This window comes from Labrys sp. 22185 (genome assembly GCF_052045555.1).
In the GTDB taxonomy this organism is placed as follows: Bacteria; Pseudomonadota; Alphaproteobacteria; order Rhizobiales; family Labraceae; genus Labrys; species Labrys neptuniae.
Map to the genome: position 1 here is coordinate 1 of NZ_JBQEPH010000011.1, position 16,063 is coordinate 16,063.

Genomic DNA, 16,063 nt, shown 5'->3' on the forward strand with positions numbered 1-16,063 from the left:
ATCAACCTCTCCCACAAGGCAGATGTTGAATCAGCTCACAAGCCACCTGTCACATCACAATCGATTCATCGATCGCAGGACATGCTCTAGCGGCTGCGGATCGAAGCCATCTGAATCCGACGATTTCGATCCACTACGCTTACGGATCGTACAGTATAGAGTGTCTCTATGAAATGCCTATAGCTAACGTCTACAGCTTTCCTGCCTGCACTTTTCTCTTTTTTCGTGGCAATATTCTCGCGTGGACTGCCCACATTCGCTTAATGTCGTCCTCGCTGATAATTTTTACACGCGATGGCCTGATATTATTCTTGGGCTCCGTCGGCGCCGCAGCCTTTGCGATCTGCATCAGGAAGGCGCTTTGTTGTAGGGGAGAGACGTCGTGTCCCTCAAAGAAGGCGCAAATCAACTTCTCTAGAGATTGGAAGATACGATCCGTATTGCTGGCGGGTGTCATCGATGGGCTTTCGGGTATTGGTGCTCTGATCGTCTGATCTCAGCTCTTTCTTGGCACGCTTCGTGGCGGCGCGCTCGTTAATTGTTTTGTAGCTTTACTAATTTCTTGCAGACCAGCTGCCATTCCTCACGATCGATGCAACTCGAACTCGGCCCCCGATGCAAGAATCGCGGCACCCATGCTAGATTGGGTTGAGAATGTCCGGCTCATTGTAGGTCGACGAATTCACTTTGGTGGAGCGAGAGGATTTGAACCTCCGACCCCCAGTCCCGCAGGCGATGATTATCTTGCTCGACTGGAATGTCGGCGTGCCCACGGCGTGCGGTGCGACGGCTGCGTGGCTCGGCCGGGGCGAACTGAATGACGAGGAAGCCGAGGCCAGCGTCGTCGCTGATACGAGGCGCGGATCGCCGCACTTAAGCGCAAGGTGGGCCAACTCACCATGGAACTGGGCCTTGCCAAAAAAAACGCCGCGCCAGCCGATCGCCGGCGACAGCGAGAGATCCTTCATCATCACCGGCCCTCGGGCTGCTCTGTCAGACGGGTGTGTGAAGTGATCGATCTGCCGAGGAATTCATTCTACTATCGCGCCACGGCCAGAACGACACAGAACTTGTCACCCTCATTGAGGACATCCAGGACGAACTGCCCTGCTACGGCTATCGGCGGGTGACCCACGAGCTTTGCCGCCGCAGCCGTCTGGTCAACCATAAGTGCGTAGCCTGAGTGATGAGGGCGGCAGGTTTGGGCATCAAGCCGCGCAGGCGCTATGCGCGCACAACCGACAGTAATCACGATTCTCCAATCTACCCGAACCTCTATCGCAATCTGATCCCCGATCGCCCCGACATAGTGTGGGTTGCCGACTTCACATATTGTCTGCCATCGACAATCCGTCGGGCCCTATCTGGCTGGGCAAATAGGCTTCGGAGAGCGGACTGGAAGTCCGCGCTCCGAAGATCACCAACCCCGCCCGCTCTGGATCCTTCTCAGCGCCGTTACCAGCGCGTCGACATCCTCATACGTATTGTAGAAGGCCAGTGACGGCCGCACCGTGCTTTCCAGGCCGAAGCGGCGCAGGATCGGCTGGGCGCAATGATGGCCGGCGCGCACCGCGATGCCCTCGCGGTCGAGCGCCACGCCGACATCCTGGGTCCGGCAGCCGTCGAGCACGAAGGAGAGCACGCTCGCCTTGTCCCTGGCGGTGCCGATCAGCTTGAGGCCGGGCACGGTGAGCATGTGCTCGGTGGCGTAGACCAGCAGTTCATGCTCATAGCGACCGATCACATCCATGCCGATTGTCTCGACATAGTCGAGCGCCGCGCCGAGCCCGACGGCGTCGGCGATGTTGCCGGTGCCGGCCTCGAAGCGCTCGGGCGGCCCGTGATAGATCGTCTTCTCGAAGGTGACGTCGGCGATCATGTTGCCGCCGCCCTGCCAGGGCGGCAGATGGGCGAGCACGTCGGGCTTGCCATGCACCACGCCGATGCCGGTCGGACCGAATACCTTGTGGCCGGAGAACACGAAGAAGTCGGCATCGAGCGCCTGCACGTCGGTGCGCATATGCGAGACCGACTGTGCACCGTCGACAATCACCGTGGCGCCATGGCGCTTGGCGATGGCCACCATCTCCCGGGCCGGCGTTACCGTGCCGAGCGCGTTGGAGACCTGCGTGATCGAGACGATGCGCGTGCGCGGATTGATGAGCTTCTCATATTCCTCAAGAATGATTTGGCCGGTGTCGTCGACCGGCGCGACACGCAATTTGGCGCCCTTCTCGGCGGCCAGCATCTGCCAGGGCACGATATTGGCATGATGCTCCAACCAGGTAACCAGGATCTCGTCACCTTCCCCGACATGGCGGCGGCCGAAGGCCTGCGCGATCAGGTTGATGCCCTCGGTGGTGCCGCGCACGAAGATGATGTCGCGCGTCGAACCGGCATTGAGGAAGCGCCGTACCTTCTCGCGCGCGCCCTCATAGGCATCGGTGGCCCGCGCCGCCAGCGCATGGGCCGCGCGATGGATGTTGGAGTTCTCATGCTCGTAGAAATGGCTGAGGCGATCGATCACCGCCTGCGGCTTCTGAGTGGTTGCCGCATTGTCGAGCCAGATCAAAGGCTTGCCATGCACCTGCGTCTGCAGGATCGGGAAGTCCCGCTTGACCGCGTTCGCATCGAAGGGACGGCCTGACGGAGCGAGATCCGGCACCGCGTCGGGACGCAATTCCAAGGTAACCGCACTGAAATCGGGCAGGCGCGAGGCGGCCGGCACGGCGGGCAAGGCAGCCTGGGCGGGAACGGACGGCGGGCTCTGCGGCACGGGAGGAACGGAGGGCGGAGCGGCAACAGGCGAAGCAGGCAGCTGCGCAGGCGCCAGGGACTGGCCGTCGCGCAGGAAATAATAGCCATCCTGGGACGGCTGGGCGATCGAGCCGGGGATGGAAGCCGTGGACGGCGCCTGCAGGGGCGCCGAGGCCGCCGCATCCGGGCGCAGCAGCGAGAGGAATTCAGCGATACCGGCGGGCAATACCGAAAAATCGATCTGGGTGGGCACGGCAGGCACGAAGGGGCCGGCCGAGCCGCCGGGCTGCGGCACGTCCGAGGGAATGGCCGAGGCGCCCGACAAAGGCTGCGGCGCGGTGGCGGGCGCGATCGGGATGCTCGGCGTTGGCACGATCGAAGGTATGGTCACCGGCGGCAGATCGGGCGGGCCGACGGGGGGCCGGGCCGGCGCCTGAGGGGCGACGCTGGTGGTGATGGAGGGCGCCGGCGCCAGGGTCGGGCTCGGGGGGACGGCCGGCACGGTCGGCGCCAGCGGCACGGTGCCCTGGCTGGGCGGCGCCTGGAACAGGGCGTTGGCAAGATCGGCCAGCACCGCCGGATCCGGCCAGGACGGGGGAGAGGAAATGCCTGTCGTCATCGAGCGGGAGCTCCTTGGAGACGTCCGCCGGACGGTACCGGGGATCATCATGGCATACGGTGGGAATCGGATCAGCAGCGCTCTTCTACAAGGTCAGAGTCGCCCCTCACCCTTACCCTCTCCCCGCAGTGCGGGGCGAGGGAGATGGTGACGTCGCATCTTCTCCAGCACGCTCAGCGCCTCGCCTAGTTGACGCCACACTCGGCGCCCCCTCGCCCCGCACTTGCGGGGAGAGGGTAAGGGCGAGGGGCGGCGCGCCCTGTCGGATCAACCCCACTCAGACATATTTGTCGGGATAGTCGTGGTACTTGCCGACCTCGACACCTTCCAGCACGGCCAGGGCATCATGGGTAAGGATGGCCGAGGAGCAGTAGAGCGAGATCAGGTAGGAGGCGATGGCCTTGCGGTTGATGCCCATGAAGCGCACCGACAGGCTGGGCTGTACCTCGCCGGGAACACCCGGCTGGAACAGACCGATGACGCCCTGCTTCTTCTCGCCGGTGCGCAGCAGCAGGATGTTGCTCTTGCCCTTGGCGTCGACCTCGAGCTTGTCGCTCGGCACCAGCGGCAGGCCGCGCCAGGTCAGGAAGGGCGTGCCGAACAGGGTGACCGTTGGCGGCGGCACGCCACGGCGGGTGCATTCGCGGCCGAAGGCGGCGATGGCGCGCGGGTGAGCCAGAAAGAAGGAGGGCTCCTTCCAGACCTTGGTGATCAGTTCGTCCAGGTCGTCGGGCGTGGGCGCGCCGGTCCGGGTCTTGATGCGCTGGCCGGCCTGCGCATTGGGCAGGAGGCCGTATTCCTTGTTGTTGACCAGTTCGTTCTCCTGCTTTTCCTTCACCTTCTCGATCAGGAGCCTGAGCTGTTCCTGGATCTGGTCATAGGGATGGGAGTAGAGATCGGAGACGCGGGTCTGCACGTCGAGCACCGTGGTGACGGCATTGAGCGAATATTCGCGCGGCGCCTCCTCATAGTCGACGAAGGTCTCCGGCAGGTCCGGATCCTGGTCGCGGCGGGGAGAGCACTCGACCTCGGCGCTGATGTCGCCCTGGTCTTCCTTGACCCGGTTGAGGCGATAGATGCCGGCTTCCACCGGTGTCCAGGGCAGGAAGGAAACTAGCCAGCGCGGCGTGATGCCGGACCACTGGGCCCTGGTCTTGGTGGCGTTGGCAAGCTGCCTTGCCGCCGCCTCGTTCAATGTCCGGCGGACGGCGGGTTCGTCGGCCATACGGTGCTCCTTGTCTGGTTCGTGCTGCGGAAAGAAGTCCTGATTCGACGTATATCCGGCGCGCCGAAGCCCCGGACAAATGCCCTAACAACCGACATGCCGCGTGGCTTCCTCAAATCCCGTATACCTTGTGTGAAATAGGCCGAGCCGGCGGGCATGCGGCTATTTCCGCGCCGAGATTTTGAGGGGCGGTTGCCTTGGTACCGGCGCCGGACCGGGCGTGTGTTGAGCCTCCCGATAGAAGGCGAGCGCCTTTTCGATGAGACCGACGGACCGATGAAAGCGGTCGGAGAGCACCAGGATCGTCTGGTCCTGGGTAAAGCCGTCCTCGCGCAGAGCCTCGAAGGCCTCGCCGATATCGAGCCATTGCGCCGGCGCCGGCCGGCGCCGGTTGCGATCGGGCTTGGCCGGATCGAGCAGTTCGGCGATCAGGGTCAGGAATTGCGGCGAGGCATAGGCTTCCCGCAACCAGGCTCCCGCCTGCTGCTTGGCGGCGACGATACGGCCTTGCGCAATCAACCGACGCAGATGGGCGGTGCGCGGGCAAAAGCGCGCCTTCATCACGGTGCTCGCGCGCCCCGCCTCGACGGCACTCCCTGCTTCGCGCGGACCCGACACGCCCGGCCTCACGCGGCTCAGGCCTTGGCCGCCATCGGGCTTGTCCACCCCGCGCCGAGACGGGAACGATCCGGGGAGAGCAGTGAGGCAAGGCCAGATGTCATGGTCGGTTCCGTGATGCGGATGTGGTGTGGGATCCAGCTTCGATCGAAATTTATAATTTGTCTATAGAAATAGTAGAAAATAAAATTTACAACATTCGGACCGCATCGGCGTCGCCTCTGAGGCCGGCGCAACAGCGACGTCACGAAGGGCCATGCCATGACCGAGACCCTGCAGCATGCCATCGCCTTGCAGGAAGACGCCGGAGGGACGCCGAACCCGGTGGCGCCCGGCTGGAACCTCGATGCCCTGGTGGCGCAGCTCCGGCTCTCGCGCGAGATCACCCACAATATCCGCCACCAGGGCCGCATCCGCCGCACGCCCTCGCGCGAGACGGTCACGACCATTCTCGATGGGCTGACGGCCGCCCTCTTTCCCAGCCACTACGGCCAGTCGGAGATCGGTGCCGGCAATATCGACTATTTCGTAGGCTCGACGCTCGACAATGCCCTGATCCTGTTGACGGAACAGGTGCGCCGCAGCCTCGCCTTCACCCGTGAGGAGGTCCCGCCGGAAGCCAGCCTGCATGAACAGGCCCTGGCCATCACCGGCGATTTCGCCAGCCAGCTGCCTTCCATTCGCGGCGTCTTGGTCAGCGACCTCACCGCCGCCTTCCGCGGCGATCCCGCGGCCACCAACTTTCCCGAAATCCTGCTCGGCTATCCCGGCATGACGGCAATCATCTATCATCGTCTCGCGCATGCCCTGCACGGCCTGGGCGCGACCTTCCTCGCCCGGCTGATCTCCGACATCGCCCATTCGAAGACCGGCATCGACATCCATCCCGGCGCCGAGATCGGCGGCAGTTTCTTCATCGACCACGGCACCGGCGTGGTCATCGGCGAGACCACCGTGATCGGCGAGCGCGTGCGCCTCTACCAGGCCGTGACGCTGGGCGCCCGCCATTTTCCCACCGATGAGAACGGGGTGCTCGTCAAGGGCAGCCCCCGCCATCCGATCGTCGAGGATGACGTCGTCATCTATGCCGGCGCCACCGTGCTCGGCCGCATCACCATCGGCCGGGGCTCGGCGATCGGCGGCAATGTCTGGCTGACCCGCAGCGTACCGCCGGGCAGCCAGATCACCCAGGCCCATGCCCGCAGCAACGGGCAGGTCGATTGAGGCGGGCCATCGCTGACGCGCTCGCACCAGCGCAGACCTTTGTCATGCCCGGGGCTTGACCCGGGCATCCAGAGTTTCGCCATCCGCGATATTGAAAGATCGGCTGGATTGCCGGGTCAAAGCCCGGCAATGACGAGGGTCGAGCTGATGTCGATACGCGCAGACCAATCATACATTGCCACTACCAGGCCGCGCCCGCCCCCCGGACTCCCGGCGCCGTCTCGAGCGGCCACCAGGTCGAGCCTAGATAGCGCTCGCCCGTATCGGGCAGAATGGCGACGATGACCTTGCCGGCGTTCTCGGCCCGCGCCGCCAATTGGGTGGCGGCCCACAGCACGGCGCCCGAAGAGGTGCCGGCAAAGATGCCTTCTTCCGCCACCAGCTCGAGCGCCGTCCGCCGGGCCTGCGCGGTGCTCAGCGCGATGATCTCGTCGGCGATCCCGGTATCGACATTCTTCGGCAATTGCTCCGGTGGCACCTCGCTCACCTTGTGCACCCCGTCGATCTCGTCGGGATAGGGATTGTCCTCCGTCGGGATCGATCCTTCGCCCGGCTCGGCGATCACCACCTTCAGGCCCGGTTTCTTCGACTTGAGGAAGCGCCCGGCGCCGGCCGTGGTGCCGCCGGTGCCGACCCCGCCGACGAGAATGTCGACGCTGCCCGCGGTGTCGCGCCAGATCTCGGGGCCCGTCGTTTCGAAATGGGCACGCGGGTTGGCGGGATTGGCGAGCTGGTCGGCGAAGAAGGCCGCGGGATTTTCTTCCCGGATGCGCTGCGTGATCTTGTCGATCGCCTCGGGGTCGAGGAAGAAGGCGTTGTTCACCGTGACGACCTCGGCACCGTAGAGGCGCAGCAGCTTGACCTTGTCCTGGCTGATATTGTCGCTGACGTAGAACTTGGCCCGGTAGCCGCGCGAGGCGGCCACGGCGGCAAGCCCGATGCCGGTATTGCCGCTGGTCACGTCGACGATGAGGTCGCCGCGCTTCAGGCGGCCAGCCGCCTCGGCCTCGGCGATGATGGCCCAGGCGGCGCGGTCCTTGATGCTGCCGGCCGGATTGAAGAACTCGATCTTGGCGACGATCCGCCCGAACAGATTGCGGTTGCGGGCATAATTGTGCAGCTCGAGCAGCGGCGTATTGCCGATCAGGTCGGTGAGATTGTCGTGGATGTGGCCGGGCTTGGCCACGGCAGCGCGGAGAGTACCGGAATTCATGTCAGGCCTCGGCTGTCTTGAGGGGCTGTCTTGGTGGATCTCGTCGTCATGCCGCGATCGCTGTTCGCGCCCAGCCAAGTTCGGGCGCGATGCGCTGGATGAAATCGGTGAGAATCTGCTCGTAATCGTGCTGGGCGAAGGCATAGGGCAGCTCCAGCCGGAACTCCCCCACGCTGGCGAGCACCGGATCGGCGGCGAGGCGCTCCAGGATCTGGTCGGAGGGGCCGACGAGATCGGCAGCATAGAGCGTGCGCCGGGGGCCGTTGGGCGCAAGCGTGCGGGCATGCCGGCTGGCGGCATAGCCGGCATAGCGCCGCCGCGTCGTTCCATCGGCGCTGTCTGTGGGCACGATGACGCGGCCGAGGGCAATGCGAGGTCGGGCCGATGCCGCGCGATAGGTCTCGAGCTGGCGCGTCTGCGCCTCGAAGAAATCGTCGGTGCCCTCGCCCGTGGTGACATTGCCCATCAGGAGGTTGAAACCGTTGCGGCCGGCCCATTCGACCGAGCGCAGCGAGCCGCCGCCATACCACAGCCGCTCGACCAATCCCTTGGCATAGGGCTGCAGGCGGGGCCGGATGCGACCGCCGGGAATGTCGATCAGGCTGTCGGGGGCGCCGAGATAGTGCCCCCGCAGATTGTCCGCCAGCCGCTGTACCCTGGCATGGGAGAAATCGTTGGAGCGCCAGTCGCCGTCGAAGACCAGTGGCGCCAGCAATTCGGCATGCGGCGGCGTGCCGGCGCTGAGGCCGACATTGAGCCGGCCGCACGAGAGCACGTCGACGGTGGCCAGGTCCTCGGCCAGGCGGTAGGGGCTCTCATAGCCGATCGGAATCACCGCGGTGCCGAGCTGGATATGGCGGGTGCGCTGGCTCGCCGCCGCCAGGAACACCGCAGCAGCGGATATGCCCGGTTCGAGATGGCGCTGGCGCACCCAGGCGCTGTCGAAGCCCAGGCTCTCGCCGAGTTCGAACAAGCGCAGCGTACGCTCCAGCCCGCCCGCCGGATCATCGTCCGGATAGCTGCCCGGCGAGAGGAAGCCGACATGGCTGACGAGAGGAGAAGGCATGGGCAATCTTCTTGGCTGGGATTCGTTCGAAAAAGGAGCCGTCGTCCCCGGCTGAGCGTGGCGAAGGGAAGGGGCTCAGCCGGCCATGACAGAGCCTTACGGATCCATGTTGTATCGTCGCTCCCGGCTTCAGCTCTTCGGCAGGCCCTGGGGATTGGTCTCGGCTTTCTCGATCGCCTCGGCGCTCAGGTTCCAGCGGGCGAGCGTCTTGGCGTATTTGCCGTCCTTGATCAGGCCGTTGACGGCGATCGTGATGGCATCGGCAAGGCCGCCGCCCTTACGGGTGGTGACGGCAATGTCGGCCGTGAGCGGCCAGCCGCCCGAAAGCGTGCCGACCAGCTTGGTCTTGCCCGTCTGCGCCGATTGGAAGGCCTGGGTGGCGTTCACGCTGAAGGTGATGTCGGCACGGCCGGACTGCAGCGCCAGCGTCTTCACCGCATCGTCGTCGTAATACTGCACCTCGACCGGCTTGAGGCCGGCAGCCTGGTTCTGCTTGTCCCAGGCCAGCAGGATCTTCTCCTGGTTGGTGCCGGGGTCGGTGATCACCTTGAGGCCGGCGATATCCTTGGGCTCCTTCACCGAAGTGATCGGGCTGTCCGACTTGACATAGAGACCGAGAACGTCGCGCCGATAGGTGGAGAAATCGAATTTCTCCTTGCGCTCCTCGGTCACGGTAACGTTGGTGATCACCGCATCATACTTGCCCGAGGACAGGCCGAGCGGCCAATCCGCCCAGGCCACCGTTTCCAGCACCAGCTCCTTGCCGAGGCTGTCGGCCACCAGCTGGGAGAGATCGGGATCGAAGCCGACCGGCGTCTTGGAATCGGTGGCATAGGTCGCGATCGGCGGCAGGCCGGGATTGACCGCCACCACGAACTTGCCGTCCCGCGCAAATTTGGCGTCCTTGGCAATCGCCTTGATCGCCTCTTCGTTCTTGTCGGCACGCAGGCGGCCGGGCTGTTCCGGGCTGAGGTCGAACTCGGCGGCGAAGGCGGCAAGGCTGAGGCCGAAGGCCAGCGCGGCCGCGAGGGCACCGGCGGCGATGGAGGCGGGACGGATTGTCATGGGATCTCCTGATCGGGCGTGGGAGGAAGGGTCGCGCCGGCGGCTCTCCACGCGCCGGCATAGAGGTCGAAGAAACGTCGGGCGTCACAGGACCTTGGCGAGGAATTCGCCGAGGCGGGAATGGGCGGGTGCATTGAAAAGCTGGGCAGGCGGGCCGGATTCGAGGACGCGGCCGTTCTCCATAAACACCACGGTATCGGCCACTTCGCGGGCGAAGCCGACTTCGTGGGTGACGATCACCATGGTGGTGCCGGAGGTGGCGAGTTCCTTGATCACTTCGAGCACCTCGCCGACAAGTTCGGGATCGAGGGCGGAGGTCGGCTCGTCGAACAGGATGACCTTGGGCTTGAGCGCCAGCGCCCTGGCAATGGCGACGCGCTGCTGCTGGCCGCCCGACAGCTGGCGGGGATAGGCGTTCGCCTTGTCGGAAAGACCGATACGGCTGAGGAGGTCGCGGGCCTGTTCGAGGGCCTCGCCACGCGGCACCTTCTGCACCGAGACCGGCGCCTCGATGATATTCTCGAGCACGGTGAGATGCGGAAACAGGTTGAAGTTCTGGAACACCATGCCGATCGAAGCACGGCGGCGGCGGATCGCGCCTTCCTTCAGCTCATAGAGCACGTTGCCGCGGCGCTCATAGCCGATCAGCTCGCCATCGATGGCGATGAATCCCTCGCTCGCACGTTCGAGATGATTGATCGCACGCAGCAGCGTCGACTTGCCGGCGCCGGAGGGGCCGAGAATGGCCGTGACCTCGCCGGGCCGCACGGTGAGATTGACATTGTCCAGGACGGTATGGCTGCCGTAGCGCTTGGACAGGCCATGGATCTCGATCAAGCCCTCCTGCCTGGCCGGGCGCAGCGCCGAAACCAAGGGCCTGCGCGCCGCCGGTGCAGGTGGCTGCACCGCAGGCATCAATTTATTTTGCCGGCTATCCCCTCGACCCGTGATGCGTTCCAGCAGCGAGGCGGGGGCGGTCCGCAGGGCGCCCCTGGCATAGTGACGCTCGATCCTCAGCTGAATGAGCGAGAGCACGCTCATGATGATGAGGTACCAGACCGTCGCCACCATCAGGAGGGGAATGACTTCCAGATTGCGCCGGTAGATCACCTGTACGGTGTAGAACAGTTCCGGCAGCGCCAGCACGTAGACCATGGAGGTCGACTTGGCCAGGCCGATGATCTCGTTGAAACCGCTCGGCAGGATGGCGCGCATTGCCTGGGGCAGCACGATGCCGAGGGCATGGCGGCGGCGCGACAGGCCGAGAGCGGCGGCGGCCTCGTGCTGGCCCTGGTCGACCGAGAGGATGCCGCCCCGGATGATCTCGGCCGAGAAGGCGGCCTGGTTCAAGCTGAGGCCGATCAGCGCTACTGCGAAGGGGCTAAGCACTTCCACCAGATTGTACTGGGCGAACAGGATGCCGGTGAAGGGAATGCCGATGTCCAGCGTGGTGTAGAGATAGCCGAGATTGTTGAGGATCAGCAGCAGCACGATCAGGGGCACCGAGCGCAGCAGCCAGATATAGCCCCAGGAAATCCCGGCGAGCAGGGGCGATTTCGAGACCCGTGCGAAGGCGAGCGTGCCGCCGAGCAGGAAGCCGAAGATGGAGGCGAGCACGGTGAGCAATACGGTGCGGGCGAGCCCGACCAGAACCGGCTCGGAGACGAAGTACTGCGCGAAGACGGCCCAGCCCCATTTCGGATTGGTCAGGATCGAATGCAGGGTGATGCCAAGGATGAGCACGGCCACCACCGTGCCGACGGCGCGCCAGGGATGCCGGGCCGGCACCACGCGATAGCGGGAATAATCGGGGGCACTGCCTGATTGCGGGCCCGCGAGTAAGCCGTCGAAATCCGTGGTGGAGGCCATGCTGCGTTTCCTTCCTGCTCATATTCAGTTAGTTCATAGAAATAATAGAATTAATGACGAAAGAAGGTCGGTGAAAACCGGCCTGTCAGCCCGCCTTGCGCCCAGCCTGGCCTTGGTCCGGGGCAGCCTGGCGGGCGGCGCGGACAGCGCTGAGTGCGACCAGTCTGTCGCCTGCCGGCGGCCCTTCGCTTGTCACAAGCGGTTCGACGGCGAGAGGCGCGATGTTCTTCTCGAAGGGCAGCGAGCCGTAGGTCTCGGGATCCTTGGTGACGTCGAACAGGGCGGTATAGCCGGTGGAGAGATAGAGACCTGCGGCTTCCGGCTGGCGGAAGCCGGTGGTGAGATAGATGCGGCTATAGCCCTGACGGGCGGCCTGCGCCTCGAGCTCGGCCAGCACCTTGCGGGCCAGGCCCTGGCGGCGCAGGTCGACATGGGTCCATACCCGCTTGAATTCCGCCGTGCGTTCGTCATAGCGCTTGAAGGCGCCTCCTGCGATGGCCACGCCGTCGCGCAACAGGAGTACGAAATTGCCATGGGGCGGTGCGAAGAGCTCGGCGGGATAGCGGCTCATTTCTGCCGAACCCGGTTCACCCCAATAATTGCCGTAGCGCGACTGATATTCGAAGGTAAGCGCCTCGATCAGGGGACGCGCCTGTTCGTCGAGCGGAGTCGTATAGAAGAAGACATCTGTCATTTTGCCGGCTCACTATTATCCGAAAGATAATCCTGGACCAGCGCGACCCAGTAGCGCGCCGCATCCACGAGAATGGCATCGTTGAAGTCATATTGGGGGTTGTGCAGGTCGGCGCTGTCGCCATTGCCGATGAAGAGGTAGCTGCCCGGCCGCTCCTTGAGCATGAAGGCAAAGTCCTCGCTCGCGGTGATCGGCCGGAAGCCCCGGCGGATGCGGTCCTCCCCGAAATGTCGGGTGGCCACCTGGCGGGCGAACGCGGTCTCGTCCGCATGGTTGACCAGCACGGGATAGCCACGCGGATAATGGACCTCGGCGCGCGCGCCAAAGGAGGCGGCGTGGCTCTGCGCCAGCTCGATGATGCGTTGGCGCACATTCTCGCGGACCGCATCGTCGAAGGTGCGGATGGTCAGTTGCAGCTCGACGCTGTCGGGGATGACGTTGGGTGCGATGCCACCATGGATCGAGCCGACGGTGACGACCGCCGCCTCCAGCGGATCGACATTGCGCGAGACCACCGTCTGCAGCGCCAGCACCAGCGAAGCCGAAGCCACCACCGGATCGATCGCCTGCTGGGGCTTGGCGCCATGGCCGCCCTTGCCGATGATGCGGATGATGGCGAGGTCCACCGAAGCCATGGCCGGTCCGGTGAGGAAACCGAACTCGCCGGCGGGCACGCCCGGCCAATTGTGCAGCCCGAACACGGCATCGACAGGAAAGCGCTCGAACAATCCGTCCTTGATCATCGAGCGGGCACCGCCGCCATTCTCCTCGGCCGGCTGGAAGATTACCCTCAGCGTGCCGGAAAAGGCACGCGTCTCGGCCAGGTGCTTGGCCGCCGCCAGCAGGATCGAGGTATGCCCGTCATGCCCACAGGCATGCATCACGCCCGGCACCGTGCTGGCATAAGGCAGGCCCGTGGCCTCGGTGATCGGCAGGGCGTCCATGTCGGCCCGGATGCCGACGGTTCGCCCGCCCTCGCCGCTTCTGAGCGTGCCGACAACCCCGGTGCCGCCGATATTGCGCGCCACCTCATAGCCCCAGCCTTCCAGATAGCCAGCGACGAGAGCACTGGTCTTTTCTTCCTTGTAGGCAAGCTCGGGCTCGGTATGCAGCTTGCGGCGCAGGGCGATGAACTCGTCGCCTTGCAATGCGATTTCGGCTCCGGCGGCAGAAGGCGGGGGAAACTGCGCCGTCATTAGGCCGCCTCCTCGCCGGTTCGGGCGCTCGGCACGGCATAGCGGCTTTCGCGATAGGGCAGGCCGAGATGGTCCCTGAGCGTGGTGCCGAACTGGGCAGGGCGATGCTGGCCGCGTGCCTCCAGGATCGGCAGGACCTGCGCCTCGAAATCGTCGAGGCCGGCATTGAGCACGTGGAAGCCGAGCACGAAACCGTCGGCCGCCCCACCCTCGACCCAGCGGCCCAGTTCGTCGGCAACGGCTTCGGGCGTGCCGATGAAGCGCGAGCGCGGGGTCGCTTCGTTGAGGGCGACCTCGCGCAGGGTCAGCTTCTTCTCGCGCGCCACGCGCTTGATGCGGTCGGTATGGGCCCTGAAATTATTGGCGCCGATGTCGCCGAGGTCCGGGAAGGGATCGTCGAGCGGATAGGCGGTGAAGTCGTGATGATCGAAGAAGCGCCCGAGATAAAGCAGCGCCTCGTGATCGGTCACGAGGGCACGGATCTCCTGATATTTGCGCTCCGCCTCCTCCTCGGTCGAGCCCACGACGGGCGCAACGCCGGGGAATATCTTGAGGTGATCGGGCTGGCGGCCATGCGCCTGCGCACTCTGCTTGAGCTTGCGCGAGAGCTCCCGATTCTGCTCGAAGGATTCGGAGCCGGCGAACACCGCATCCGCGTGGCGGCCGGCGAGCTTGATGCCATCGTCGGAGGCGCCGGCCTGAAACAGCACCGGCTGGCCCTGCGGCGAGCGGCCGAGATTGAGCGGTCCTTCGGCGGCATGGAAGCGGCCCTTGAAGTCGAGCCGGTGCATCTTGGTGAAGTCGGCATAGCGGCCGGTCTCGCGATCGCGCGGGAAGGCATCGTCGTCCCAGCTGTCCCACAGCCCCTTGACCACCTCGATATGCTCGCCGGCAATCTCGTAGCGCAGGGCATGTTCGGGATGCTTGTCGCGGTTGTAGTTGCGGGCCGAACCTTCCAGTGGCGAGGTCACCGCATTCCAGCCGGCGCGACCGCCGCTGATCACGTCGATCGAGCCGAACTGCCGCGCCACGGTGAATGGATCCGAATAGGAGGTCGAGAGCGTACCGACCAGGCCGATGCTGGCGGTCGAGGCGGCCAGGGCCGACAGCAAGGCGATCGGCTCGAACCGGCTGAGGAAATGCGGAATGGAGACCTCGTTGATATAAAGGCCATCGGCAATGAAGACGAAGGCGATACCGGCCTTTTCGGCCTGGCGCGCAGCACGGACATAGTGCTCGAAATTGATGCTGGCATCGGCCGGCACGCTCGGATGCTTCCAGGCATTCATATGGCCGCCCGGGCCTTGCAGCATCACACCGAAGGGAATGCGTTTCCTGCTCAAATCTCTCTCCTCAAATGCGTGATGGTCAGGCGGGAATGGCTTGGCGCAAGGCGGCGTGCTGCGAGATGGCGGAGTTACGGGCCTCAGCCAGGCGCTCCACCAGAGTGAGCCTCGCATCGCCCTTCACGGCAGGCTCGACGATGAACTCCTCGATGCCGTGGCGCTCATGCAGGCGATCGAGTGCGGCCACTACATCTCCGGCCGTACCGGCGAGAACGCTGGGTGTTTTGCGCTCGATACGGAAATCGCTGGCGCCCGCCTGGCGGGCATAATCTTCGGCCTGTGCCTCGCTGCCGACGGTGACGCTCTGCGCACCCGGGACATGCACCTTGAACAGTTGCAGGCCCGCTGCCTGCCGTGCCGCCTCGGCGGCACTGTCTGCAACGATGGCGGCCACCGCCACCAAAGGCGGTTGTCCGGCCTGGCCACGATAGGCCGCAACGGCATCGGCGAGCAGGGCATCGTCGCCATTGAGGTGGCGGGCGAACACGAATTGCCAGCCCTTGGCGGCCGCGAGCTCGGCGCTTTCCACGCTCGCCCCCAGCAGGAAACGCTCGGGCGCCGTGGGTGGCCGCGGGGTGGCGCTCAACCCGGCCAGCGTCTCGCCCGCCGCAACCGGCCCATCCAGGAAGCGACCAAGATCGTCGAGTTGCTCGGCAAAGCCCGGCTTGCGGGCCGGATCATGGGCTCCCTGCAACGCGCGCGTTGCCAGCGGCAGCCCGCCGGGCGCCTTGCCGATGCCGAGATCGACCCGCCCCGGCGCCAGCGAGGCCAGCAGATTGAAGACCTCGGCCACCTTGTAAGCGCTGTAATGCTGGAGCATCACCCCGCCCGAGCCGATACGGATCCGGGCCGTGTTGGCGAGCAGGAAGGCGATCAGCACCTCCGGAGCGGAACTGGCAAGCTCCGGAGCATTGTGATGTTCGGCAACCCAGAAGCGGTGATAACCCAGCCGCTCCGCCGCCTGGGCCAGGGCTATGGTGCGCCCAAGCGCGTCCGGGGCCTCGTCGCCGGGAGCAAGGGGGCTCTTGTCGAGCAAACTCAGCCTGTAGCGCGTCATGCCTGGTCTCGTCTTCGCCGCGGCACGGACGGTGCCGCCAGATGGGAGACAAGAACATTAGACTACTATTTCTATATATTAAATATGAATCTTCCATGATGATCGAATAATGTG

14 protein-coding genes are annotated in these 16,063 nt (G+C 64.9%); 2 read left to right on the forward strand and 12 right to left on the reverse strand.

The genetic code is table 11. From position 1 onward, the window contains the following. Nucleotides 1-638: 638 nt before the first annotated feature. Nucleotides 639-971, reverse strand: a complete 333-nt coding sequence (locus ACTJKX_RS20850; protein ID WP_440726370.1) for a hypothetical protein — start codon at nucleotides 969-971, stop codon at nucleotides 639-641. 62 nt (nucleotides 972-1,033) lie between these two features. Here ACTJKX_RS20850 and ACTJKX_RS20855 point away from each other — a divergent pair, with 62 nt between their 5' ends. Further along, nucleotides 1,034-1,183: an IS3 family transposase gene (locus tag ACTJKX_RS20855; protein WP_440726492.1), complete on the forward strand. Its 150-nt coding sequence runs from the start codon at nucleotides 1,034-1,036 to the stop codon at nucleotides 1,181-1,183. Nucleotides 1,184-1,417: 234 nt separating this feature from the next. Here the strand turns inward: ACTJKX_RS20855 and ACTJKX_RS20860 are convergent, their stop codons facing one another. The 3 genes from ACTJKX_RS20860 to ACTJKX_RS20870 form a co-directional block, all read right to left on the reverse strand. Beyond that, nucleotides 1,418-3,376 carry a family 2A encapsulin nanocompartment cargo protein cysteine desulfurase gene (locus tag ACTJKX_RS20860; RefSeq protein ID WP_394310819.1) on the reverse strand — a complete coding sequence of 653 codons (1,959 nt, stop codon included), beginning with the start codon at nucleotides 3,374-3,376 and terminating at the stop codon, nucleotides 1,418-1,420. Between the two features lie 277 nt (nucleotides 3,377-3,653). Beyond that, nucleotides 3,654-4,601 carry a family 2A encapsulin nanocompartment shell protein gene (locus ACTJKX_RS20865; RefSeq protein WP_068283297.1) on the reverse strand — a complete coding sequence of 316 codons (948 nt, stop codon included), beginning with the start codon at nucleotides 4,599-4,601 and terminating at the stop codon, nucleotides 3,654-3,656. Nucleotides 4,602-4,763: 162 nt separating this feature from the next. Next, entirely contained in the window at nucleotides 4,764-5,219 is a 456-nt protein-coding gene (locus tag ACTJKX_RS20870; RefSeq protein ID WP_440726371.1) for a hypothetical protein, read from the reverse strand. Nucleotides 5,220-5,480: 261 nt separating this feature from the next. Here ACTJKX_RS20870 and epsC point away from each other — a divergent pair, with 261 nt between their 5' ends. Then, nucleotides 5,481-6,443 carry a serine O-acetyltransferase EpsC gene (epsC, locus tag ACTJKX_RS20875; protein WP_311934008.1) on the forward strand — a complete coding sequence of 321 codons (963 nt, stop codon included), beginning with the start codon at nucleotides 5,481-5,483 and terminating at the stop codon, nucleotides 6,441-6,443. Between the two features lie 181 nt (nucleotides 6,444-6,624). Here the strand turns inward: epsC and ACTJKX_RS20880 are convergent, their stop codons facing one another. The 8 genes from ACTJKX_RS20880 to ACTJKX_RS20915 all read right to left on the reverse strand — a co-directional run bounded on the left by ACTJKX_RS20880 (nucleotide 6,625) and on the right by ACTJKX_RS20915 (nucleotide 15,949). Continuing rightward, nucleotides 6,625-7,656, reverse strand: coding sequence for a PLP-dependent cysteine synthase family protein (locus tag ACTJKX_RS20880; RefSeq protein WP_440726372.1), 1,032 nt, complete (start codon nucleotides 7,654-7,656; stop codon nucleotides 6,625-6,627). A 46-nt stretch (nucleotides 7,657-7,702) separates the two neighbouring features. Then, on the reverse strand, nucleotides 7,703-8,722 hold the full coding sequence (locus tag ACTJKX_RS20885) for an LLM class flavin-dependent oxidoreductase (RefSeq protein ID WP_440726373.1): 1,020 nt from the start codon (nucleotides 8,720-8,722) through the stop codon (nucleotides 7,703-7,705). Nucleotides 8,723-8,851: 129 nt separating this feature from the next. Next, nucleotides 8,852-9,787 carry an ABC transporter substrate-binding protein gene (locus ACTJKX_RS20890; protein ID WP_394310812.1) on the reverse strand — a complete coding sequence of 312 codons (936 nt, stop codon included), beginning with the start codon at nucleotides 9,785-9,787 and terminating at the stop codon, nucleotides 8,852-8,854. 84 nt (nucleotides 9,788-9,871) lie between these two features. Then, nucleotides 9,872-11,656: an amino acid ABC transporter permease/ATP-binding protein gene (locus tag ACTJKX_RS20895; RefSeq protein ID WP_440726374.1), complete on the reverse strand. Its 1,785-nt coding sequence runs from the start codon at nucleotides 11,654-11,656 to the stop codon at nucleotides 9,872-9,874. Nucleotides 11,657-11,741: 85 nt separating this feature from the next. Continuing rightward, the gene (locus ACTJKX_RS20900) at nucleotides 11,742-12,350 is read right to left on the reverse strand and encodes a GNAT family N-acetyltransferase (RefSeq protein WP_440726375.1); all 609 of its coding nucleotides are present in this window, start codon (nucleotides 12,348-12,350) and stop codon (nucleotides 11,742-11,744) included. Beyond that, a complete protein-coding gene (locus ACTJKX_RS20905; RefSeq protein WP_440726376.1) occupies nucleotides 12,347-13,546 on the reverse strand; it encodes a M20 aminoacylase family protein in 1,200 nt (399 codons plus the stop codon). The genes ACTJKX_RS20900 and ACTJKX_RS20905 overlap by 4 nt, the downstream gene beginning before the upstream one ends. Next, nucleotides 13,546-14,859 carry an LLM class flavin-dependent oxidoreductase gene (locus ACTJKX_RS20910; RefSeq protein WP_394311230.1) on the reverse strand — a complete coding sequence of 438 codons (1,314 nt, stop codon included), beginning with the start codon at nucleotides 14,857-14,859 and terminating at the stop codon, nucleotides 13,546-13,548. Before ACTJKX_RS20910 ends, ACTJKX_RS20905 begins: the two co-directional genes overlap by 1 nt. Nucleotides 14,860-14,914: 55 nt before the next feature. Continuing rightward, a complete protein-coding gene (locus tag ACTJKX_RS20915) occupies nucleotides 14,915-15,949 on the reverse strand; it encodes an MsnO8 family LLM class oxidoreductase (protein ID WP_440726377.1) in 1,035 nt (344 codons plus the stop codon). Nucleotides 15,950-16,063: the final 114 nt, after the last annotated feature.